The 21829-nt window shown below is 61.8% G+C and carries 19 protein-coding genes and 2 pseudogenes; 15 read left to right on the top strand and 6 right to left on the bottom strand.

Features of this window, described 5'->3' with window-relative positions; genetic code table 11:
- Positions 1–165 precede the first annotated feature (165 nt).
- The 12 genes from secY to LRP59_RS09430 all read left to right on the top strand — a co-directional run bounded on the left by secY (position 166) and on the right by LRP59_RS09430 (position 9471).
- Positions 166–1485 carry a preprotein translocase subunit SecY gene (gene secY / locus LRP59_RS09485; RefSeq protein ID WP_002514840.1) on the top strand — a complete coding sequence of 440 codons (1320 nt, stop codon included), beginning with the start codon at positions 166–168 and terminating at the stop codon, positions 1483–1485.
- Positions 1482–2051 (top strand): adenylate kinase, encoded by a 570-nt coding sequence (locus tag LRP59_RS09480; RefSeq protein WP_002515951.1) that lies wholly within the window; start codon positions 1482–1484, stop codon positions 2049–2051. Before secY ends, LRP59_RS09480 begins: the two co-directional genes overlap by 4 nt.
- A 1-nt stretch (position 2052) precedes the next feature.
- Positions 2053–2892: a type I methionyl aminopeptidase gene (map, locus tag LRP59_RS09475; RefSeq protein ID WP_002514838.1), complete on the top strand. Its 840-nt coding sequence runs from the start codon at positions 2053–2055 to the stop codon at positions 2890–2892.
- A gap of 214 nt (positions 2893–3106) precedes the next feature.
- Entirely contained in the window at positions 3107–3328 is a 222-nt protein-coding gene (gene infA / locus LRP59_RS09470; protein WP_002514837.1) for a translation initiation factor IF-1, read from the top strand.
- 78 nt (positions 3329–3406) lie between these two features.
- Positions 3407–3520, top strand: coding sequence for a 50S ribosomal protein L36 (gene rpmJ / locus LRP59_RS09465; RefSeq protein WP_002514836.1), 114 nt, complete (start codon positions 3407–3409; stop codon positions 3518–3520).
- 378 nt (positions 3521–3898) lie between these two features.
- A complete protein-coding gene (rpsM, locus tag LRP59_RS09460) occupies positions 3899–4270 on the top strand; it encodes a 30S ribosomal protein S13 (RefSeq protein ID WP_002514834.1) in 372 nt (123 codons plus the stop codon).
- 71 nt (positions 4271–4341) lie between these two features.
- The gene (gene rpsK / locus LRP59_RS09455) at positions 4342–4749 is read left to right on the top strand and encodes a 30S ribosomal protein S11 (protein WP_002514833.1); all 408 of its coding nucleotides are present in this window, start codon (positions 4342–4344) and stop codon (positions 4747–4749) included.
- Between the two features lie 30 nt (positions 4750–4779).
- Complete coding sequence (rpsD, locus tag LRP59_RS09450) at positions 4780–5385, top strand: 30S ribosomal protein S4 (protein ID WP_002514832.1); 606 nt, start codon at positions 4780–4782, stop codon at positions 5383–5385.
- Positions 5386–5627: 242 nt separating this feature from the next.
- Entirely contained in the window at positions 5628–6644 is a 1017-nt protein-coding gene (locus LRP59_RS09445; RefSeq protein WP_002514831.1) for a DNA-directed RNA polymerase subunit alpha, read from the top strand.
- 304 nt (positions 6645–6948) lie between these two features.
- Entirely contained in the window at positions 6949–7512 is a 564-nt protein-coding gene (rplQ, locus tag LRP59_RS09440; protein ID WP_002514830.1) for a 50S ribosomal protein L17, read from the top strand.
- Positions 7513–7621: 109 nt separating this feature from the next.
- The gene (locus tag LRP59_RS09435; protein WP_002514829.1) at positions 7622–8839 is read left to right on the top strand and encodes a glycosyltransferase; all 1218 of its coding nucleotides are present in this window, start codon (positions 7622–7624) and stop codon (positions 8837–8839) included.
- Positions 8839–9471, top strand: a complete 633-nt coding sequence (locus tag LRP59_RS09430) for a hypothetical protein (RefSeq protein ID WP_002519640.1) — start codon at positions 8839–8841, stop codon at positions 9469–9471. The genes LRP59_RS09435 and LRP59_RS09430 overlap by 1 nt, the downstream gene beginning before the upstream one ends.
- Positions 9472–9488: 17 nt before the next feature.
- Here LRP59_RS09430 and LRP59_RS09425 read toward each other — a convergent pair.
- The 5 genes and pseudogenes from LRP59_RS09425 to LRP59_RS09405 form a co-directional block, all read right to left on the bottom strand.
- A pseudogene (locus LRP59_RS09425) lies at positions 9489–10859 on the bottom strand (MFS transporter); the annotation flags it as partial.
- 335 nt (positions 10860–11194) lie between these two features.
- Positions 11195–12604, bottom strand: a complete 1410-nt coding sequence (locus tag LRP59_RS09420) for a discoidin domain-containing protein (protein ID WP_002514827.1) — start codon at positions 12602–12604, stop codon at positions 11195–11197.
- A gap of 96 nt (positions 12605–12700) precedes the next feature.
- Positions 12701–14314, bottom strand: a pseudogene (locus tag LRP59_RS09415) (family 20 glycosylhydrolase); the annotation flags it as partial.
- A 257-nt stretch (positions 14315–14571) separates the two neighbouring features.
- Positions 14572–16281 carry a beta galactosidase jelly roll domain-containing protein gene (locus tag LRP59_RS09410; RefSeq protein ID WP_236887511.1) on the bottom strand — a complete coding sequence of 570 codons (1710 nt, stop codon included), beginning with the start codon at positions 16279–16281 and terminating at the stop codon, positions 14572–14574.
- Positions 16232–17461 carry a beta-galactosidase gene (locus tag LRP59_RS09405; RefSeq protein WP_002522072.1) on the bottom strand — a complete coding sequence of 410 codons (1230 nt, stop codon included), beginning with the start codon at positions 17459–17461 and terminating at the stop codon, positions 16232–16234. Before LRP59_RS09405 ends, LRP59_RS09410 begins: the two co-directional genes overlap by 50 nt.
- Positions 17462–17507: 46 nt before the next feature.
- On the opposite strand from LRP59_RS09405, the gene LRP59_RS09400 reads away from it, so the two are divergent.
- Positions 17508–17693 carry a hypothetical protein gene (locus tag LRP59_RS09400; protein WP_002522073.1) on the top strand — a complete coding sequence of 62 codons (186 nt, stop codon included), beginning with the start codon at positions 17508–17510 and terminating at the stop codon, positions 17691–17693.
- A gap of 149 nt (positions 17694–17842) precedes the next feature.
- Here LRP59_RS09400 and LRP59_RS09395 read toward each other — a convergent pair whose 3' ends face one another.
- Positions 17843–18460 (bottom strand): superoxide dismutase, encoded by a 618-nt coding sequence (locus tag LRP59_RS09395; protein WP_002514823.1) that lies wholly within the window; start codon positions 18458–18460, stop codon positions 17843–17845.
- Positions 18461–19440: 980 nt separating this feature from the next.
- Between LRP59_RS09395 and LRP59_RS09390 the strand changes: the two genes are divergently transcribed.
- A complete protein-coding gene (locus LRP59_RS09390) occupies positions 19441–20184 on the top strand; it encodes an ABC transporter ATP-binding protein (protein WP_032504820.1) in 744 nt (247 codons plus the stop codon).
- Positions 20166–21779 (top strand): hypothetical protein, encoded by a 1614-nt coding sequence (locus tag LRP59_RS09385; protein WP_002514821.1) that lies wholly within the window; start codon positions 20166–20168, stop codon positions 21777–21779. The genes LRP59_RS09390 and LRP59_RS09385 overlap by 19 nt, the downstream gene beginning before the upstream one ends.
- Positions 21780–21829: the final 50 nt, after the last annotated feature.

Genomic DNA, 21829 nt, shown 5'->3' with positions numbered 1-21829 from the left:
TCCAGAAGGGGGTCAGATAAGTAACGATAAACGGCGACGTGGGTATTGCCCTCGTAAGTTGATAGGCTACCCCCGCTGCGTCCATGCTCCCAGACATTTGCCAGCAGCGCGTCATGGGGGTTGGATGTGCATAGTCAGTAGTCCACGAGATGGGAGAGGGCCCGGATGCTTTCCGCCTTCGCCAATGCGTTCCGAACACCGGATCTTCGCCGCAAGATCCTGTTCACGTTGTTCATCCTGGCGGTGTTCCGGCTCGGGTCTGTCATCCCCGTCCCGAACGTCAATGTGACGAACATCAACACCTGTGTTACCCAGGCGAGCTCCGGTTCCTCCGCCGGTCTGTACTCGATGATCAGCTTGTTTTCCGGTGGCGCCTTGCTGAAGTTGGCGATCTTCGCTCTGGGGATCATGCCCTACATCACTGCGTCGATCATCCTGCAGCTGCTGACAGTCGTGATCCCGAAGCTGGAAACCCTTAAGAAGGAGGGCGCGTCCGGTCAGAACAAGATCACCCAGTACACCCGTTACCTCACTCTCGTGCTTGGCCTGTTGCAGGCAACGGCCTTCGTCACGCTTGCCACCTCCGGCCGTCTATTCACCTGCAGCTTGCCAGTCGTCTACTCCACCTCGGTCTTCGAAGTCGTCGTCATGATCCTGACTATGACGGCCGGTACGACCATCGTCATGTGGATGGGTGAGCTCATCACCGACCGCGGTATCGGCAACGGTATGTCGATCATGATTTTCACTCAGATTGCGGCGCGTTTCCCTGACTCGCTGTGGTCTATCAAGGTCGCTCGAAATGGCGCCGGTCAGGCTCACGCGTGGTTTATCTTCAGCATGGTGATCGCGATTGGTTTAGCCGTTATGGCTGCGGTCGTATTCATCGAGCAAGGCCAGCGACGTATCCCGGTGCAGTACGCCAAGCGGATGGTGGGGCGCCGAATGTTTGGTGGCTCGACGACGTACATTCCGCTCAAGGTAAACCAATCTGGCGTTATCCCGGTCATCTTTGCCTCGTCGATCCTGTACCTTCCGGTGCTCTACGCAACTTTCCGGCCGCAGACGTCCGCGGCAAAGTGGATCGGTCACTACTTCACGCGCGGTGACCATCCGGTGTACAACATCGCCTACTTCCTGCTCATTATCTTCTTCTGTTACTTCTACGTGGCCATCACTTTCGACCCAGTCGAAATGAGTGACAACATGAAGAAGTATGGTGGGTTTATTCCCGGCATCCGAGCCGGGAAGCCCACCGAGGACTACTTGGCCTATGTGTTGTCGAGGCTGACGGCACCTGGGTCCTTGTACTTGGGCCTCATTTCGATGATCCCGACGCTCGCATTCGTTTCCCTCCATGCGAACCAGAATTTCCCCTTCGGAGGTACGAGCATCCTCATCATCGTGGGTGTGGCGCTGGACACCGTTAAACAGGTTGAAAGCAAGTTGCAGCAACGACACTACGAAGGATTCCTGTCATCATGAGATTGCTGATCATGGGCGCCCCGGGCGCAGGCAAGGGGACTCAGGCCACCGCCATCGCCGAGCATTACCGCGTGCCCGCGATTTCTACCGGCGATATGTTCCGTACCAATATCAAGAACGGCACCGAGCTGGGCAAGAAGGTTAAGGCCATCATGGACGCCGGGGACCTCGTCCCCGACGAGCTAACCGACGCGATCGTTGTTGATCGCCTCAATCAGGACGATGCTGCCAACGGTTTCCTGCTCGACGGCTACCCCCGCAATATGCACCAGGTCGAGGCCCTTGACGCCTACCTCAAAGAGCATGGCCAGCGGCTTGACGCCGTCATCAGCCTTGACGTCGATCCCGAGCTGCTCACTCAGCGTCTGCTGAAGCGTGCTGAGATTGAGGGACGCACTGACGACAACGAGGAAACTATCCGTAACCGGATGAAGGTCTACTCCTCCCAGACTGAGCCGCTGCTGGAGCACTACCGTTCGGCCGGCATCCTTGTCCCGGTGGATGGAGTCGGCGAGATCGACGAGGTGCGTCAGCGCATTTTCGCCGCACTTGATTCCAAGAACTGACGTGTTGGGTCGCAACCGATTCCAGATCAAGACGCCCGACCAGATTCGCACGATGCGACGGGCCGGCCTCGTCGTCGCTAAGGGGCTGGAAGCCATGAGAGCGGTCGCTGTGCCCGGGGCCACCACTGCCGACATTGATAGAGCCGGTCGGGACGTCCTTGAGCAGCATGGCGCCAGGTCAAACTTCCTCAATTACGGGGGTGACTGGGGCCTGCCGCCCTATCCGGGTGTTGCCTGTGTGAGCCCTAACGAGACGATCGTCCATGGCATCCCCGGCGAGCGGGAGCTCAAGGATGGCGACATCGTCTCCATCGATTATGGCGCCATTGTTGATGGGTGGCATGGAGATGCCGCCCGGACCGTCCTCGTGGGAGATGTCAGCGAGGAGGCTCGGACCTTATCCGAGGTGACCCGTGAGTCGATGTGGGCCGGTATCGCCAAGGTCGTGCCTGGAGCCCGGATCGGCGACATTTCCGCAGCGGTGCAAGCATCCCTGGAATCCCATGACCGTGACTACGGCATCATTCGTGAGTACACCGGCCACGGGATCGGTACCGAGATGCACATGGATCCGGATGTTCCCAACTGGGGGCGGGCCGGACGTGGCCCGAAGATCGTTGAGGGCATGGTGCTGTGCATCGAGCCGATGGCTACCCTCGGCACGGAGGTCACCGCGACCCTGGACGATGAGTGGACCGTTGTTACGGTGGACGGCTCGTGGGCTAGCCACTGGGAGAACACCGTTGCCGTAACCAGTAAAGGTTTGTGGGTGTTGTCGGAGCCCGATGGCGGTCAGGCCGAACTCGAGAAGCGTGGAGTGCCATTCGGGCCCCTTGACTGAGGTTGATCTGTAGCGCTGCCGGGGCCGTGGGTTCCGGCAGCACTGTGGACTACGGGCGGGATGTGTGCCCTCTGTGTGAGTTACTGCTGGTGCCCTTTAGCTCCTTTCAATTTGGGGAGACGAAGCTGAAAAGGTATCGTTACCTGCTGGCTTCGTGTGTGCGGAGCCACAACCACGCCCGCAGGGGGTGTGGGTAGCGGACAGATGGGACGTAATGGCCAAGAAAGAGGGAGCACTCGAACTGGAGGGAACTGTCGTTGAAGCTTTGCCCAACGCCATGTTCCGCGTCGAACTCAAGAATGGGCACCGCGTTCTTGCCACGATTAGCGGCAAGATGCGTCAACACTACATCCGAATCCTGCCGTCGGACCGTGTCGTTGTTGAGCTGTCGCCCTACGATCTCACCCGCGGCCGGATCGTCTACCGCCACAAGTGAGCTGCGGCTCATTGCCAAGCGCTTAGCGGCGCACCACCCAGGTTCCCACCAGGGGGCCGTTACGCGAAAGAGAATCTCATGAAGGTTCAGCCGAGCGTCAAGAAGATCTGCGATAAATGCAAGGTCATTCGTCGCCACGGCCGCGTGATGGTCATCTGCGATAACCCGCGCCACAAGCAGCGTCAGGGCTGAGCCCACGCCGCGACGGGATCGCAGATCGTCATCGCGACGGTCAGCAGGAATACAGGGGTTCGGCCCCTGAGGTCCACCGTCAGGCCCATCATCCAGGTGGGAGCGGTGAACACATTAATTCCACAAGTAAATAAACGCACCGCTAACACACGCTGGTGCAGACCTCCCGGGCAATGCTCGGGACACCGTGGAAGCACGTCCCGGAACCCCGCTCGAACCCATCGAGCACGGATTCGGGCTACTACCCCCGGACGAAGGCCGGGGCCTCGTCGGACAGTCAGACACTGTCCATCGTTCTCAGGGATGACGAGGGCGCTCCACGTCGGACACCTTCGCGGCCCGAGCAATCGGGTCGAAAGAACAAGAAAGGGATGCCACATGGCACGCCTCATCGGAGTCGACCTGCCGCGCGACAAGCGCCTCGAGGTCGCCCTGACCTACATCTACGGAATCGGCCGCACCCGCGCCACCGAGACCCTGAAGGCCACCGGAATCAGCGGTGACCTGCGCGTCCACGAGCTGACCGATGATCAGCTCGTGGCACTGCGTGACCACATTGAGGCCAACTACCACGTCGAAGGTGACCTTCGCCGTGAGGTGGCTGCTGACATCCGCCGCAAGATCGAGATTGGCACCTACCAGGGCCGTCGTCACCGCAGCGGACTTCCGGTTCGTGGTCAGCGCACCCGCACCAACGCCCGTACCCGCAAGGGTAAGAGGAAGGCCGTCGCCAAGAAGAAGGCCAAGTGAATCATCGCCTACAGGGCACTCACCAACCGTCACCGACGCGCAGATCACACTGATTTCAGGAGAGACATCACATGGCTACTGCAGGCCACAAGGGTGCACCCAAGACCAAGGTGCGCCGCAAGGAGAAGAAGAACGTCGTCGCCGGTCAGGCGCACATCAAGAGCACGTTCAACAACACCATCATCGCTATTACTGACCCCTCGGGTGCAGTGATCTCGTGGGCCTCTGCCGGCACTGTCGGCTTCAAGGGCTCCCGTAAGTCCACCCCGTTCGCCGCTCAGATGGCCGCTGAGGCTGCTGGACGTCGCGCCATGGAGCATGGCATGAAGCGGGTTGACGTCTTCGTTAAGGGTCCCGGCTCCGGTCGTGAGACTGCCATCCGTTCCCTGGGGGCTGTCGGCTTGGAGATCGGCCCGATCTCCGACGTCACCCCTGTTCCGCATAACGGATGCCGCCCGCCGAAGCGCCGCCGCGTCTGACCCACTCCGAGAGCAAAGGACTGATACACAATGGCCCGTTACACCGGCCCCCTTACCAAGAAGTCCCGTCGCCTCGGGACTGACCTTGTCGGTAACGACAAGTCCTTCGAGCGTCGTCCGTACCCCCCGGGTGTCCACGGACGCGGTCGCACCAAGGACTCCGAGTACTCGCTGCAGCTGCGCGAGAAGCAGAAGGCTCGTTACGCCTACGGCGTCCTGGAGAAGCAATTCCGTCGTTACTACGAGGAGGCTGACCGCGCCCAGGGTAAGACTGGTGACGTCCTGTTGCAGATCCTCGAGTCGCGTCTCGATAACGTCGTGTACCGCGCTGGACTTGCTGCTACCCGTCGTCAGGCTCGCCAGATGGTCAGCCACGGCCACTTCCTGGTCAATGGCAAGAAGGTCAACATTCCTTCCTACCGGGTGAGCACCCACGACATCATCGATGTTCGCGAGAAGTCCAAGGACCTTCCCCCGATCGTTATCGCTCGCGAGACCTTCGAGACCCGCGACGTCCCGGCATGGCTCGAGGTTCGTCCCAATAAGGGCCGTATTCTCGTTCACCAGTTGCCTACCCGTGACCAGATCGTCATTGACGTCAACGAGCAGGCTATCGTCGAGCTCTACTCGAAGTGATCTATGCAGAGGGGCGACCCCTTGCAACCCCGGGCGGGTCAATTCCAGTTCGTGACTTCCTGTTTGGTGGTGGTCGCGTTTTGGCCTGAGTTTGCTGGGAGAATTGCGAGGGGTGACCCCCGATGCGGCGGCCCGCGGGTGTCGCGGCCGCCACCCCTCACAACCGAATATCGCGGCGGGAATCCCCGTCAACGTGTCCCCTGTGCGCCTTCATATAGCGGTTGGCGCGAAAGGTAGAAAATATGCTCATTGCACAGCGCCCCACTCTCACTGAAGAGTCCATCTCCGAATTCCGCTCGAAGTTCGTCATCGAGCCTCTGGAGCCGGGTTTCGGATACACCATTGGCAACTCGCTGCGTCGCACCCTGCTGTCGTCCATCCCGGGCGCCTCTGTGACGAGCATCAAGATCGAGGGAGTCCAGCACGAGTTCTCGACTATTGAGGGCTGTGTCGAGGACGTCACCGAGATCATTCTGAACCTCAAGGGCCTTGTGCTCTCCTCGGAGGAAGACGAGCCGGTCGCCATGTATCTGCGGAAGTCCGGTGCCGGCGAGGTCACCGCTGCCGACATTAACCCGCCTGCCGGTGTGACCATCCACAACCCGGAGTTGCACATCGCAACCCTCAACGACGATGGCCGCTTCGAGATGGAACTTATTGTCGAGCGTGGCCGCGGCTACGTCTCTAGCGCCCTCAACGACGATCCGAATGCCGAGATCGGACGCATCGCCGTCGACTCGATCTACTCCCCGGTTCTCAAGGTCACCTACAAGGTTGAGGCCACCCGAGTCGAGCAGCGCACGGACTTCGACAAGCTCGTTGTTGACGTCGAAACCAAGCCGTCCATCCTCCCTCGTGACGCCATTGCCTCCGCTGGCAAGACCCTCGTTGAGCTGTTCGGGCTGACTCGCGAGCTCAACGCTGAAGCTGAGGGCATTGAGATCGGTTCCGGACCAGTCGACGAGGAGTACGCCGAGAGCCTGGGCACCCCGGTCGAGGAGCTCAACCTCACCGTCCGTTCCTACAACTGCCTCAAGCGTGAGGGCATCCATACTGTTGGAGAACTCGTCTCGCGGTCTGAGCAGGACCTGCTGGCCATCCGTAACTTTGGATCCAAGTCGATCGATGAAGTCAAGGAAAAGCTCACCGAGCTTGGCCTAGCCCTCAAAGACTCGGCTCCGGGGTTTGACCCACTTGCCGCAGCTGAGGCCTACGACGAGGCCAATGACGACGATTACGCGGAGACTGAGCAGTACTGATTTATTAAGTGCAGGGGGGGCGACCTCCCTTGCATCCCCCGCGTGGGTTGGCCTTTTTCGCAGTCGCAAGTGTGTTGTTAGTTGTGTTTGGGGTTGACTTGGTGGGGGAGATTGCGGGGGCGACCCCCTTGCACCGTGACAACTCAAGATTTTCCTCTCTTCGGAGGGGAGGCCAGGGGGGTGGACCCTGGCCGCACCCCCATCCGTCATATGACGGGAAAGGGGAGGGGAGGACGCCCGTCCTCCCTCAGCCGGACTGAGGCGGGTCCACCTGCCCGCCATACCGACACACAAGGAGAAAAGAATGCCGAAACCCACAAAGGGTCCCCGTCTTGGCGGATCCCCGGCTCACGAGCGCATCATTCTGCGCAACCTGGCCAGCCAGCTCTTCGAGCATGGCCGCGTCGTGACCACCGTCACCAAAGCCAAGCGCGTTCGCCCGTTGGCCGAGAAGCTCATCAACCGCGCTAAGACCGACACTGTTGCCAATCGTCGTTTCGTGAACCGCACGATCACCGACCGCGGCATCGTGCACATCCTTTTCACCGAGATCGGCCCCCGCATGGAGGGTCGTGACGGCGGTTACACTCGCGTCACTCGCATTGGCAACCGCAAGGGTGACAACGCCCCCATGGCCGTTATCGAGGTCATCAGCGACAAGGTCGCTCCGAAGACTCCGGCCAGCGCTGCTGACGCCAAGGCGCAGATCAACACCGCTACCGAGGCCAAGGACGCCGAGCCCGAAGCCGGAGACGCTGCCGTTGAGCACAACGCCCCCGCCGAGGACGCCGCTGCACAGGCTCCCGTGGCCGACGAGCAGGAGGCCGCCGAGGCTGACGAGAAGGCCGAGGAGAAGTCTGAGGCCTGATCCTCCTTCAAAACGCCGGTCCTCACTAGTGAGGACCGGCGTTTATTATGCCTGCGTCCCGATCCAACCCTAAGTATCGAGGTTCAGATTCACCGCATAGGCTAGAGAGGTGACCACCTTTCGTATCGCTCAGCTCGCCAACTTTGTCGGCCCGGTGTCCGGCGGCATGAAGGTGGCCATCGACGCTCTCGGAAAGGGGTACGTTGCGGCCGGTCACGAGCGAATCCTGGTAATACCGGGTCCTAAAGACCGCATCACCGAATCAGAATCCGGCATCACCGTCGAGATCGCAGCCCCGCGCGTTTCTGCGGGCTACCGCATGATCGCTACGCCCTGGCGAGCCCTCGACATCCTGGACCGCTTCCGCCCCACCTCCATTGAGTCCTCTGACAAGTGGACCCTCACTCCGGCCGCCGGCTGGGCGTCACGTCGAGGCATCGGATCGGTGCTATTCAGTCACGAACGCCTCGACGACATGCTCACCATGTGGGTACGCAGACAGTTCGGCGTCGCAGCTGCCGTCGGTGCCCTCAATCGTCGTCTCTCCAAGTCCTTCGATGTCGTCGTCGTCACTTCTGATTACTCTGCGGGTGAATTCGCCGACACCGGCGCCCGCCTCGTCAAGGTTCCCCTCGGCGTCGACCTAGAAACCTTCAACCCCAACAAACGTGAACCAGGACTGCCAACTCCGCGCCCTGACGATATCTTACGACTGTGCTACGTCGGTCGGATGAGCCATGAGAAGAGCCCCCAGCTGGCCGTCGCTGCTGCTCTCGAATTGCATCGACGCGGGGTCCCACTGCGCCTCGACATGTACGGGGTCGGCCCAGACACGGATGCCATGAAACAGCAGGCCGGCGACGCTCCGGTTTTCTTCAACGGGTTCGTTGCGGGCCGTGACGAGGTTGCCCGGCGTTTTGCAGCAGCGGATGTCTCGATGTCGGTCTGTCCCGCAGAAACCTTCGGGTTAGCCTCCCTAGAGGCGCTCGCCTGTGGCACCCCGGTCGTCACCGCGAACCGGGGTGGCGCCCACGAGATCGTCGATGTGACGAGCGGTGAGGCCGGCAGCCCCGACGCCATGGGCCTAGCCGACGCCACCCAACGTCTTGCGGCCAGGCTCGGCCCAGAACTGCGGGACGCCGCGCGACACCGAGCTGAGCAGTTCACCTGGGACGCCAGCGTGGAGGCAATGCTCATGATCCATTCCGAGATCGCTGCACGCCCCGACGCCAAGCCCTACTGGAAACAGCGCCTTGTGAACCGTCGCAACGCGCGGCGGGACACCCAAGACCCCCTCGCCCCAACCGACGACTCCCAGGAGCAGTGATGAGGAAGATCCCACTCGTGCTGGCCGGCGTGGCGGCTGCCGTCACCCCCGTCGTCCTGGCGGCTCCCGGCCCTGAGCCGGCCATGCCTGACGGCCCCGCTGGCCGACCTGTGCGCACCGTCGACGACGCCGTTGCTGCGTGCCGGGCGTCCGGGAAGGCGGGTTGGGAGCTTGTCGATGAAGCAACCCAACTCGTGCACCGGATGTACACCCACTACTCGTGTTGGCACCTCTGGCTCAGCCCCGAGACCTCGCTAGCGGCTGGGCACGGCCATTCAGGTCAGTACAACATTGTGCTGGGAAAGATACTCGAGCAGTTGGGGTTTCAGGTGCGTCCAGTCCACGCAGCACGGGTCCGTCTGGATCACCACCCGTGGTATCACACCGGACACAGCTGGCTCCGGGTGATACACCAGGGAAAAGAGCTCGACGTCTGCGCGTCACGACCCGGTAACACCGCTGGTAACGTCGCCTTCGTCCCCGTCACCGAGGTACTCGATCGCACCAGGCTCAATAGCATTGATACCGCCCTCGCTCTGGCCCCGATCGTTGTTGCTAGTGTCTGGAAATCCTGGCTGACGGGATCGGGCATCCAGAGTTGGATGTACCGCCCATTTGGGCTGTCAGCCTGAGCGCCGGGCCCAGGGTCAGCATGTGACAACTCTCCGGTTGCCGTTTTCGTCAGGGGCCGGTTCATGGTCTCAGGTGCCAGCGTCTGGCCGGTCACAGCGCCAACGACGCATAGACCTGCCGCGATGACCATGCACCACTTGACCCCGATTGTCCCGATGCCAATGGGCAGCAGGTAGGTGCCAAGGAAGGCACCAATGCGGCTGACTGCCGACCCGAACCCTACGCCACTGGATCGAATGTCGGTGTCGAAGATCTCAGAAGGGTACACCGCAGTAAGAATGTCGCTGTAGGAGTTGACCAAGGCGAAAAGAGCCAAGCCCACCACCAGCACCCACGGCGGCGCGTCGGTCCACAGCCCGACAATCAACAAGACTGCGGTCTGCATCCAGAACGGCCCGATGAGCATACGTCGGCGGCCGATGCGATCGATCGCCAGCAGACCGACGACCGCGCCAACGACGCCAATGGTATTGGAGAGGATCGTGCCGCCGGCTTGAGACTTCACGTTGAGGGATTCCAGCACTTTCGGAGCGTAGGTGAAGATCGCGAAATACGGGGTGACGATGCACGTCCAGAAAATACAGACGAAGATCGTGCGCCGCCGTTGACCCTTGCGGAACAGCTTGCGGTAGCCTTCCCCGTCCACCGACTCCTCGCTGAGCTGTTCGGCGGCGAAGTATTTCGGACCCATGTGCTTTTCGACGATCTCACGTGCTTCGGCCTCACGGCCGTGACGCAGCAACCAGCGCGGGGATTCTGGAAGACCGATTCGCAGCCCAAGCACAATGAGGGCTGGGATTACTGAAGTGGCCAAGATGACTTTCCACGACACTCCAGACCACAGCAGCGCATACCCCAATAGGACAGCGATAAGGAAGCCGATGCGCCAGCATAGTTCGAGGAAGGCCAGCTTCGATCCACGCTCCCGGGCCGGAACAAACTCTGAAAGCATCAGTGCTCCGATCGAGTATTCGGCTCCGATGGCCATCCCTAAAAGGAATCTGAGGATCCCTAGGGAGACTCCACCCGTCGCGAAAGCCTGCCCGGCGCCGATAACGATGAAAGCAATAATGTCGACGAGGAACATCCTGCGGCGTCCGAACTTATCGGTGAGGAAGCCGAAGAGTGGGGCACCAATGAAGATGCCCAGTAGGCTCGCGGCACCGACGAGCCCCTCCATAGCGGGGGTGAGCTCGAGGTCGTGATTGATGTGCAAGATGACCACGCTAATGACGCCCAGGTCGAAGCCGTCGAGCCCGCCACCGAAAGCGGTGGCGGCTGTGACATGGCGCAGGAAACGTCTGGATTCGGGGGAGATTGGTGCTGACGCCAATTGCGTGTCGGGCGTCAAACTGGCGGTGTTCGTAAGCGGGATGTTGGCGGCCATTGTGGCAGCCCCTTCCGGTGGCGGACAGTGCACCACGAAGCAATGTAGAGCGGACCCGTCGATCGACCGATATGCCCTTCCGTGGTTCTAGGACCGTTACTGTGGTTTCCGGCCCATCTGTTCACCGTACTGGTCATGGGGGTCGCGGCGCTGGGATTCGAGGGTGATGTGAATCCTGTCCCGGATGCACGACGAGGGGCCCATCGCTGTGACGGGCCCCTCGTAAGACCAGACCGTGTCTCAGCCCGGAAGTGTCACGGGCGGCTGGGCGCGGGCACTCCGGTCACATGTGGACACATCTGGTTGCGCGTACGTCATGAAAGGAACTCGTGTCCTTAGCGTCCCGTCGCAGGAAGCCTCGTGGGCCTCGTACCTGCCTGGGAGGCGGTACCGGTCGGGGTCGCTGTGGAACCACTCGCGGGAGTCGTGGTGGGTTGTGGTGTGGTGGGGCGCCCCGTGGGAGACGGTTCGGGCGTCACCTGACAGTGAGCCGGCGGGGTCCACGTGCGCGCCGTCGGATCATGCCGGGGCTGATCGGCATGGCCGTTCGCGAGGCCAGTGAAGATCACCTCACCGATCGCCGCGAAGGGCTGGGAAGCGTCCTGGGGTGAGGTCATTGTGATTCGCACATACCGTGCGTCTGTCTGTTTCGAGAGACTGACGATCGTTGGGTAAGAGTTGGAGGGCAGAGTGACTGGTTGTCTGCCGGTCCAATGGGAACCGTCGGTCGAGAATTCCAGGACGAGGGTCTTGACTCGGCCGTTGGGATTGCCCCGGCGGGAGACCCACCTCATCGCCGATAATGCGTACTCGCGACCGAGGTCGACCGTCAAGGTATGCGGATAGGTCGCAACGGGTGCCTCCCAGCGGGAGTGCCAGAACGTGTTCGGGTTACCGTCAACGGCGGCCGAAGCCCGGCCATTGGGAGCGGTCTCATTACTTGCCTCACTGGAAGCCTTGGCGGTGACTCCGCTCGTGATGGCGTTGAGGAAGGGCGGCGTCTTGGACGTGACTGTAAACACCTTCTCCACGAAACGTCCGTCGGGTCCGGCGATGCGCAGCAGGTGCGCCCCGCTGGGGGGCTGATAGGTAATGGGGACGTCCTGGGTGCCCGAACCGGTGGCGTCCGTGTGCACCGTGCCGATCTTCGTGTCGTCGATGAGAACGTCGACCCAAGTGTTCGGTGTCAGGTGCGTGAACGAGACGTCGAGTCGAGAATCGTCGCGGACGGAGCTGCCGGAGGGGAAGGAGACGGTTGGTTTGTCGCAGGGGCCTACGACGGGGCCGGTGGGTTGTGCCGGGGCTCCGTCACGAACCGTCACCGAGGTGACGAGGACCCGGCCGTCCGACAGCTTCACCGTGATCGGGAAGGTGCCGGTGTGGCTCCAGGTGTGTGAGACGCGCAGATCATACAGCCCACCTGCGGTCAGCAGGCCACGACGGTGCTGATCGACAAATCGTACCTTCTGGACGCCACCTTCGGCTCCCAGGTCGACGCTTGCAGTGAGGGAACTAATCGTCGAGGCAGACGTGCCATCGGCGTCCGTGATGGAATCGACGGTCACCGACGAACCGTCTGGGGAAGCCTTCGTCCCCGGCGCTGCCAGGGTTGCGAGGGTGACCTCGCCGTGACGACCCGGCGCGGTGACGCTCGGGGTCCCGGCAGCATCGCTGGCCCATGTGACCTCAGGGGTGTCGTAGAAATTCGACTGCATGGCCAGCAGGCGTGCACCGTCGTCGGCCATACGGTTGAGGAAGTCACCGATCGATCTCCGCGACTGCGGTGTCCAGCCGATCTCGGCATGGGCGAGGGCACGGGGGAAGGCCAGATACTGTGATTGGCTGCCGTTGCGAATAGTCTCGGACCATTGCGGTCCCTCTATCCCGAGGATGTCGTCATCGGTGGTTTTGGGGATGACGCTCTCCGGATCCTAGTCGTAGTAAGTACGCAGCCCACCATGGCCGTTTGAGGCCCAGACGAGGCCGATCGCAGTGTCCGGGGTGTACTTCTGGTCCAGATAGGCGGCGTCGCTCTTCGAGATGATGAGTTTGGCTCCTCTGTCCCTGACGGCACGACGGGTGTTCTCGGTATCACCGACCCAGTACTGGATGGCGTCGCCCGCGGTCACACCGCCGATGGAATACTCGTTCCAGCCAACCGGCTTCTTGCCGAGGCTGTGGACGAGGTTGACCACCCGAGTGACGAATCTAACGTACTGATCATGTGGGGTCGAGTGGGACTCATCGGCGCCGATATGGAGATACGGACCAGGAGTCATCTGGGCGATTTGGCCGAAGATGTGCGCGAGAGCCGTCCAGGTCTTGGGATTGTCGACGTCCAGGGAGGAGTATCCCACGGCACTAGTGCCGTTTTGCGGTACCGTTCCGTAGACCGTGGTTTCCGGATGCGAGTTGGCACTGTTGAGTTCGGGGAAGGCGTGCAACATCGCGTTGGAGTGGGCCGGCGAGTCGATCTCGGGGACCACCATGATGTGGCGAGCAGCGGCATAGGCGACGATGCTGCGGTACTGCTGCTGAGTGTAGAACCCGGTGCGACCCAGCTCATCGCGGTAGCCGTGTTCCTGGGTGTCCATTGCGGTGTGTCCGGACACCGAGGTGAGTTTCGTGTAGTCGAGAGTGTCGCCGGGTGCGCGGCCCTTGTTGGTGATCTGGATCCGCCAGCCCTGATCGTCGGCCAGGTGCATGTGTAGCACCGACATCTTGTGAGCTGCCATGACGTCGAGAACTGACCTGACCTCGTCGAGGGTCAGGAAGGAACGTGCCGGATCAAGCTGGACACTGCGGTAGCTGAACCGTGGCGCGTCAGTGATCGTAACGGCCGGGGCCGTCCATGACCGCATCATGGGCCGGGTCGACTCGATGAATGGCGGGAAGAGTTGTCGGATCGTCTGGACGGCGTCGAAAAGACCATGGCTCGTCACGGCCCGGGCGGTCATGGATCCGGCCCGTGAGACGAGCGAGTATGCCTCTTCCTGTCGGGCGTACGTGCCGATTCTCGTGTGCGGGTCGACGGTCAGGCTGATGACCGAGTTGTGGCCGCTGCCGCTCGAGACGATCGGTAGGGGGAAGCCGGTGGAGCGCCGCAGGATCGTTGCCAGGAACTTGGCACTCTCGCTGGCCTGACCCTTGGCGACGATGACGGTGGAGTCCTTGAGGGCGAAGGGTGCTCCGCTGTCGGTCTTGAGGGAGGCAGGTAGTGGCACCAAGGAGGGCACAGTGCCTGTGGCGGGGTCGGGTGTCCGTGGGCTGTAGGTCGGGGCCTTGTTCAGGGCCCCGACGAGGGACCCAGTGACCGAATGGGTCGGCTCGACGGTGATCGACGCAGGACCGGAACCCGCTTCCTTGGCGGCCACAGCGACGGCGATGGTGTTCGAACCGTGAAGGTTGATGAACCCGGCGGGAATGACGAAGCGGGTCTGTGGTCCGACGTCACCGACGTAGACGCCGGTATTCCAGCCGTTGACGAAGATTGTCGCCTGGGAATGGTCGGCTCCCACGCCGCCAGGACCCTTGCCGTTCCCAGAAGGCTTGACGACGACCTGGAATGGAAGGTGGTGTCCTGACCGGTGGGCACCGACAGGTTGAAGGTGGAGCGGTACCACCGGATGCCCGGATGGTCGACGGTCATCGTCGTGGCCGCTGTCCAGTCCTTGTCGGGCATGCCCGGCAGGTACCATCCGGCGCGCTCGCCTTACAGGCCACCATTGTTGTACATCGTCCGGGCGGTATCGCCGGTCTGTTCGGTGCTTAGTGCGCCACGGACCCGCCACGTGACCGCCCCCTTCGCAGGCAGGCTGGCGGAGTTGAGACCGCGGGACTGGCGCGACAGCCCGTTGTCGGACCAGTCGAGGTTCTGGCCGAGGTTGTGGACGACGACCGAGAGGACGACCGGATCGCCGGCCTTGACCGAGGAGGGGAGCTCGATGCTCGTCGTGTTTCCGACCGCGCGATAGGCTCCGGCGTAGGTGCCGTTGATCCAAACTTGCATAAAGGCCGGGTCGACGCCATTGGGCTTGGGTGCGCCCTGACCACCGTTGGCATTGAGCTTGAGCGTACGTGTTGTGTTGGCGGTGAAGTGAGCCCGGTACCAGACCGAACCCTCATAGAAGCCGAGGAGATTCGAGTCCAGGGCGGCACCGCCGAGCGTCGGTTTCTGCCATGGCGTGCGTCCTGTTGTGGAGCTGGCTACCTTCCACGTCGAGTCGTCGTAGCCCTGGGCAGCTTCCGGAGCGCCTGTCTTGGAGACCCAGTGCAGGGCGGGGGCGGAGACGGCGGCCGGGCCGGGAACTGGCGCGTCGGTGAAGTGTGGCAGGGGCCGACCATTCCAGCTGGCTGAAGTGATCGCGGCGTCCGGGATGATGGAGACGGTACCGGGCTCGGCCATCTGGCCGCTCAGAGCGACGGTGCTGCCACTGGTGACAGTCCGGCCGGTGAGGTAGGCGCCCTCGACGTCAGTGTGCACCGTGCGGCCGTTGAGAGTGCTCTCGAATTGCCAGGTGGTGCGGGCGCTCTGCCGGTCGATGACGCGCAAGGTCAAGGCGTCGTCGCCCTCACCGATGCGGATATCGGACGGAGTGCCGGTGTGGGTGTAATTGAGGCGGAGTTGACCGGTGGTCGCGTTCCAGACGGTCCGTACTCCGGAGCCCCGAACCGTGGGCGCGGAAGATCCTGCCTTGAATTGCAAGACGGTCTCGCCTGGGTCACCGCGGTGACCGATGAGGTACTCGACGGTGCCGCGCCCGGAGGTGACGACCGGGGCCCCGAACGGCTGGGAGGTGGTGTAGAGCACTTTGTGGTTGCCGATGGGGAAATCGGCGGCCATCATGAGAGCGTCACGACCGTGCAAGTGAAGGGTCGTGGACGTGTCCTGTGGGACACGGGCCCACTGCCGGGCCGGGTTCGAGGGTTTCTCACCGTGGGCGTCCGCTGCTGAGTCGTCGGTGACGCGCAGGGCGTCGAGGCTGACGATGGTGCTCTTCCCGCCCTGCGCCGGTTTGCCGAGATTGGTGACAGTGAGGGTGTGGCGCCCGCCGGACAGGCCGGTGAACTCGTGGAGCACTTTTTGGGCAGGCCGGTTCTGGTCGGAGTCGACGTGACCGGTCGCTTCGACCGGGGCGTCGCCGTCGACGCGGAGGGAGACCATGCCGTGATCGGTGCCGGTACCGGAGATGACGGAGATCCCGGTGCCGGTGAAGGTCAAGGTCGCCGTGTCCCCCTTGCGGGATGAGACCGTCAGGGTTTTGCCCGAGGCTCCGGGATCGCTGCGCTGCACCCACGAACCCTGGTACGAGATGGCGGAATCACGGTCGTCGACGACGTGCTGGCGGTTGGCGGAGCCGTCGGAGTCAAGATCAAGCGAGGTGGTGAAAGTGGTGTCGGTCGTCGCGTTGGAGTCGCCCAACCGGAAGCCGATGAAGCGTGGTCCGGTTGCGCCGGTAGTGCGCTGGTACGCGTGGACTGGGGAGCCCTTGAGTAGGTTCGGGGGCACTTACCGGATTGGTGGCTGCCAGCCATGGCAGGGCGCGTTGGAAGTAACCGATCTCCTTCTGCACCGCGAATTTGTCGGTGAGGGTGCGTTCTTCGTCGAGAGCGGCGCCGTAGTCGTAGGAGGTAAAGCCGGACGCAGGGGCCCCTGTCCATCCCCAGTTCGTCCCGCCCTCGAGCATGTAGTAGTTGAATGCTGTGACGCCATTACCAATGGTGGAGACGCCCCACTGTCGGGTGAATGCGGGATCGGCGAATGTGGCGCAGGCGCTGGGGGTGAAAGGGGCACCCCATGGGGTGAAGGCCCCGCCTTGGGCCTCAGTGATGAACTGTGGGGTGGTGGGAGCTATGGCCCGGAACTCGGCTTCGTGGTCGCTCAGGGCATTGCGCTTTCCGTTGCACGTGAAGCCTAATGGGTAAGAGTCATAGGCATGGAAATCGGTGCCGTACTTCGAGGTGTCGGAGAAATGCCCGGCCATTGAGTAGTCGTTGGTGAACAGTGGGACGGTGATGCCGTCGGCCCGGACGTAGCTCGTCAGCGCCTTGAGGAAGGCGGATCGGTCGGAACTCTCGTCGAGCAGCTCGTTCTCCACCTGGTACATGAGCAGGGAATCGCCGCCGGTCGTCACTTGGTGCTTGCGGGCGATGGCGTCGAATGCATGCAGCCATTGTTTTGAGCGCGCCAGGTTCGCAGTGCCACGCAGAGGCCCGGGCTGGTTGCTCATGGTGGCGGGGAGGCCGCCCATGGAGATTTCGGCGTTGATGTAGGGGCCGGGCCGGGCAATGACGTACAGACCCTCCTCTTCGGCGATGGTGAGGAGTTTGTCGATGTCTTTAATGCCGGAGAAGTCGAACTTGCCGTCAGCGGATTCTTGGTGCAGGCCCCAGAAGAAGTACAACGAGATGGCGTTGAAACCGTTTGCGCGAGCCTTGCGCATGACGTCGCGCCACGCTTGCTGGGAGGGGAGGCGCCAGTAGTGCAGTTCCCCGGACCAGATCGACAACCGGGTGCCGTCGATGGTGAACGAGTGCTTGTCCCAAGCGACTTTGTGGGCTTTTCCGTCGTTGCCCGGGAAGATATAAGGCGCCGATGACATCGCCTTCGGTGTCTGTGACGGTGACGTTGCCGCAGCTGTGCCAGGTGTGGCGGCAAGGGAGGTTGAGGCACAGGCGACCGCGGTCAGTGCGGCCATCGTCCGGGATAGGGAATGGCGATGCTCGGCTTTGCGCATGGACGGCTCCGTCATGTGGGCGAACCACCTCGTGGTGGGCGCGGGGCCTCAGTGCCTCACGCGCAGTCGAAGCTATCAGCGGCATATGGACGCGTGAGTTCAAGCGCTCAGCTCGGGTGCACGTTCATGCAGTCCGATCCGATTCGCCGGACACGTTGGTGCAACCTGGGCACGTCGCTGGCCGCGTCCGTGTGGGGACGCAGCCAGCGACGATGAAAAATGTACGGGATCTTCAGGGCCTACGGATCAGAACAAACCGGTGATCGAACGGGCCTTGACGAACCGCTGCTCGGCGTCGGTCCAGTTGACGACGTTCCACCAGGCGGTGACGTAGTCGGCCTTGACGTTCTGGTACTGCAGGTAATAGGCGTGTTCCCACATGTCGAGCTGGACGACCGGGATCTGGGTTGACGGCAGATTGCCCTGGTGGTCAAACAGCTGCATGGTGTTGAGTCGCTGACCCATCACGTCCCACACGAGCATGCCCCAGCCGGAGCCCTGAACGCCCTTAGCGGTTTCCTCAAACTGCTTTTTGAAGCTGTCAAAGGAACCGAAGAACTCGTCAATCGCAGCGGCGAGTTCGTTGCCCTCCGGACGACCGCCCCCATGGGGGGACATGTTCTTCCAGAACACGGAGTGGTTGATATGGCCGCCGAGGTTAAAGGCCAGGTCCTTCTCGAGTTTGTTGATGGTTCCGAAGTCGCCCTTCTCGCGGGCCTCGGCCAGCTTCTCTAGGGCGGTGTTGGCTCCCTGAACGTAGGTGTTGTGGTGCTTGTCATGGTGCAGTTCCATGATCTTGCCCGAGATGTGGGGCTCCAGTGCGCCGTAGTCGTAGTCGAGATCGGGAAGGGTGTAAACAGCCATTCTTCCTCCTGTGGAACGAGATACGTCACGACGTCCGTCATGACGTGGCTCTTGGCAGAGCCGCTTACGTGGTACAACACCGAACCTGTCTCCATCATTCCCGTGTTTGCGAGATTTTTCACGCGCTGTGGAAGAACTGGTCCTATTCGGCCGTAACCTTATGGGGCGCGGGGGCCTCGATGGGTGTGCTCGGACGTCGCCGATTGGAGGCGAAGGCGACGGTTTGATGCTACGGAGACATGCGGGGCTTGCCTGGTTCTGCCGGGGTTCAGGGCACCGCCCCGGATGGGTTGCCGTGTGTGATGAGACCGATGTTTTACATGCCGTTGATACGGAGAACACCATGTGATGACCGCAGCACGAGGCAGGAAAGATCTTCTGGACAGCGTGACGCTAACTTTTGGATCACGCACGGAAATAACTTTGATTCGTGATAGGCGGGTGATCGACGATGGCGTCATCTGTAATAATTCATCACGGCAAATTGTCATTCGCCCTTCGTGCTCATGAGTAGCGCTCTGCATGCTGAGCTGTGTGAGTTTTGAGGGGGATTTAGTGTCCACATGAGTGTCTCGCCTTGTCGCACCCGGTGTCGTGGTGTTGGTGATGGTTTTTGGACACCTCGCCCGGGCCGGCTTCCCCGATCGCTCATAGCGACGATATCCATCGTACTGGTATGGGTATAACTAAGATTAAGCTGGTTGAGTCTCGATGGCGGTTAACTGTAAGGTTATGCGTCGTGGGGCGTGTGGCCCCATGTGTTGTTATATGTTCCGGTCGCCAAGGATCAAACAAGTTGGATCGGATACAGAGAGACTGTTATGAATGATTCTGACTTTTTCTGAGGGTGGCCTGTAAGACTGGCCCTTTGAGATGATGTGGTGAGTAATATGAGTGATGACCCCACCGGATCCCGGACTATCCCACAGGCAGCTGTTCCCGCCCCTGCGGACACCCGGCCACCGGGCCAACCCGCGGTCATGATCGAGGGACTGACTAAACGGTTTGGGCCCAAGATCGCCGTCGATAACCTCACCATGTGGGTTCCGCGCGGATCAATGTTCGGCTTCGTCGGTCCCAACGGCGCTGGCAAGACGACGACCTTCTCGATGGTTACCGGGCTGCTGCGTCCCGATGCCGGTCGGGTCGAGGTGCTCGGCCATGACGTCTGGGCTGATCCGGCTGCGGCGAAGGCCCAGATGGGTGTCCTGCCCGACGGGATGAAGACCTTCGACCGTCTCTCTGGCCGCGAGCTACTCCGCTTCTGCGGGATGCTACACCGACTTGACGAGGCCACCATCAACGAACGCGCAGAGGGACTCCTTGACGCCCTCAGCCTGACAAGCGCCGCCGACCTCCTGGTGTGTGACTACTCCGCGGGTATGACCAAGAAGATTGATTTGGCCTGCGCCATTATCGCCGATCCTGCCGTTCTCGTTCTCGACGAGCCCCTCGAATCCGTCGATCCACTCTCGGGTCAGACCATTCGGTCAATCCTGCGCCGTTTCGTTGACGGTGGCGGGACGGTCGTCATATCCAGCCACGTCATGGAGCTCGTCGAGTCCTTGTGCGACTCGGTGGCCGTTATCGCCGGGGGGCGTCTCCACGCTATTGGTGCCCTCGACGACGTCTGCCAGGGCAAGTCTTTGCAGAATAGGTTCGTCGAGCTCGTCGGCGGCAACGCCAACATGGGGGAGGGTCTTACGTGGTTGCGCAGGTCTTGAAGCACCAGTGGGTCACCACCCTGGTCCCCCTTCGCAAAGGTGCCAAGCCGGCCGAGATCTTCGGACTCATCTTCCTGGTCCTCGTGTCCCTGTTCCTCGGTGGGAACTATTTCGCCTATGTGTGGGCAGCCGGGCAACTCGCTATCGACCCTCGCGGTGCCAGCACCGCCGTAGCGGGGGCGTCGCTGATCGTTTTCTGGATCACTGTGCCGGTGCTTTTTGGTGCTCAGCCTACCTACACAGATCCGTCGCGATATGCGGTCTTTTCGAGGCGGGCGAGGGAACTCATGCCCGCTTTCGTTGTCGTCGGGCTATTGAGCTGGGGAGGGGTCGTCACCCTTGTGGCATCGGTCTCGCACGTCCTCGCGTGGTCGAGTGCCAGAGCTGTCGCGATGGTGGCGGCTGTGCTCGGTGTCCTGCTGGGATGGTCAGCTGCCATGATCGCGTCGAATCTCCTGCTGGTAGCGATGTCGGCTGTGATGGCTAAGCGACGGTTCTGTGAAACTATGATGATCCTCGTCATGCTGTTGTGCTGCGGTCTAGGCCTCGGGATGCAGGTCGTGACGAGGACCGCCACAGTCACCCGCACGGTTCCGGTCAACGTTGGGCGAATCATCGGGTGGACCCCGTTGGGCTGGGCATGGTCAATGCCGTGGGAGGTTGCCCATGGCCGCTGGTTAGCCTTCGCCGTTAAGCTCGTCATCAGCATCGCCACGGTCGCTGTCATGGTGTGGGCGTGGCAGGCCATCGTCGCACGTCGCCTCGTCGCACCGACCGGGGACGGCGGGAGCGTTGAGAAGGTAAAGCCGGCGAATGGGATCGACCGGATGATGCCGGACACCCCGACCGGGGCGATTGCTGGACGCACCCTGAGGTACCTGAAGCGGGACCCCCGAATGACGTCTCTGCTCCTCAACACTTTCCTCGTCCCGTTGCTGGCTAGTGCCCCGATGCTCGTCCATGGGTGGGGCGAGGTGCACGGTCCGCAGACGGCTCTCATCTTTACCGCGATCCCCTTCGCCGCGATGTTCGTTGCGACGCCGATGTATGCCGGGTCGCTCATCAGCTATGACGGAACGGCTCTGTGGCACCACATTGAGTCGTCGGTTACGGGGGTGGAGGATCGACGCGGTCGCGCGATTGCGTATCTCCTCGTCACCATGCCGGTCAGCTTGGCGCTGGCCGTCATCGCCTCCTGGTGGTGTGGTCAGTGGAAGTTGCTGCCGGTTGTGAGTGCAGAGGCTTTGGGGGTTCTCCTGCTCTCGACCGGGATCGGCTCGTGGACGAGTGTCGTCAATCCGATGCGAGTTGTCGAGAGCCGCAAGGGCAACGGGTTTAACTCAGGATCGTCGGTTGGAGCCGGTTGTCTCGGTGCCCTTCTCGGTATGGGGGCAGGGATTCTCGTTGCCATTCCAATGATTGCCCTCGTGGTGCTGGTGGCAATTTCGGGACATGCGTGGTGGAGCATCCTGCTGACCTTCGTTGGCGGGCTGGGATGGTCTTTCCTGGTACTGCACTTCGGGATCGTCGTAGGCGGGCGGCGTCTCGACCGCACCTGGGACGAGGTGCTGACGAAGATCACCCCGGTGGCCTGAATCCGGTCGGGGACACCGATTCGCGGTGTTTCCGCGCCAGTTTGTTACCA

Source organism: Cutibacterium sp. 37298 (assembly GCF_023838685.1).
GTDB classification, from domain to species: domain Bacteria; phylum Actinomycetota; class Actinomycetes; order Propionibacteriales; family Propionibacteriaceae; genus Cutibacterium; species Cutibacterium acnes.
The sequence above is the reverse complement of the archived record's forward strand: the minus strand, read 5'-3'. Positions and strand labels throughout refer to the sequence as shown.